At 71.8% G+C, this 1,441-nt stretch carries 1 rRNA gene and 1 pseudogene; both read right to left on the bottom strand.

The annotated features are described in order from the left end of the window. A pseudogene (locus tag ACIPYQ_RS34815) lies at nucleotides 1–1,246 on the bottom strand (hypothetical protein); the annotation flags it as partial. A gap of 104 nt (nucleotides 1,247–1,350) precedes the next feature. After that, nucleotides 1,351–1,441: ribosomal RNA gene (rrf, locus tag ACIPYQ_RS34810) — 5S ribosomal RNA — on the bottom strand; the annotation flags it as partial.

The raw sequence follows: 1,441 nt of genomic DNA, 5'->3' as shown, positions 1-1,441 counted from the left end.
GACGGGGGTAGGACGGGCGGTCGCCGCCACGGTCGTCACGACCGCCGCGGAAGCCACCACGGTCGTCATCACGACGCGGGTACGAGGGACGCTCACCGCGGTCATCGCGGCGCGGGTACGACGGACGGTCGCCACCGCGGTCGTCGCGACGGAAGCCGCCGCCACCGCCGGTGGGACGGTCACCACGGTCATCACGGCGCGGGTAGCTGGGACGGTCCCCACCACGGTCGTCACGACGGGGGTAGGACGGGCGGTCGCCGCCACGGTCGTCACGACCGCCGCGGAAGCCACCACGGTCGTCATCACGACGCGGGTACGAGGGACGCTCACCGCCGCGGTCATCGCGACGCGGGTAGGACGGACGGTCGCCACCACGGTCGTCGCGACGGAAACCGCCGCCGCCACCGGTGGGACGCTCACCACGGTCATCGCGACGCGGGTAGGACGGACGGTCCCCACCACGGTCATCACGGCGCGGGAAGCTGGGACGGTCGTTGTCCCGGCGGAAGCCGCCACCGGTGGGACGGTCACCACGGTCGTCACGGCGCGGGTACGACGGGCGGTCGCCACCGCGGTCATCGCGACGGGGGTAGGACGGGCGGTCGCCGCCACGGTCGTCACGACCGCCGCGGAAACCACCACGGTCGTCGTCACGACGCGGGTACGAGGGACGGTCCCCACCGCGGTCATCGCGACGGGGGTACGACGGGCGGTCGCCACCACGGTCGTCACGGCGCGGGTACGACGGACGGTCGCCGCCACGGTCATCGCGACCGCCGCGGAAACCACCACGGTCGTCGTCACGACGCGGGAAGGACGGACGGTCCCCACCGCGGTCATCGCGGCGCGGGTACGACGGGCGGTCCCCACCACGGTCGTCACGACGGAAACCACCGCCACCGCCACCGCCACCGCCACCGGAGGGACGACCACCGCGGTCGTCGTCACGGCGGGGGTAGCTGGGACGGTCGCCACCGCGGTCGTCACGGCGGAAACCGCCGCCACCGCCGCCGGCGGGACGCCCACCACGGTCATCGCGGCGGAAGCCGCCGCCGCCACTGGACGGACGACCACTGGCACCACGGTCGTCACGACGGAACGGGGGACGGTCGCCACCACGGTCGTCACGGCCCCCGCGGTAGCCGCCCCTGTCACCGCCGTCGTTGCGCCGAGGCTCGCGCTCCGGACGATCGTCGGGAGAGTTGGACATGGGTGTGACTCCTGTCTTCGGGGTACCGCTAGTCATTCTCGCGCAACCAACCCATGGCCGCGCTTCGGCGTAAAGAGGTGAAACAAAAAAGGACCCTTGGTCCAGCGTTGAACGCTGGACCAAGGGTCCTTTGAAAGATTGTTCGGCGGCGTCCTACTCTCCCACAGGGTCCCCCCTGCAGTACCATCGGCGCTGAAAGGCTTAGCTTCCGGGTTCGGAATGTAACCGGGC

Origin of the sequence: Streptomyces sp. NPDC090045 (assembly GCF_044747975.1) — a bacterium.
In the GTDB taxonomy this organism is placed as follows: Bacteria; Actinomycetota; Actinomycetes; order Streptomycetales; family Streptomycetaceae; genus Streptomyces.
This window is presented reverse-complemented; position numbering and strand designations above follow the sequence as displayed.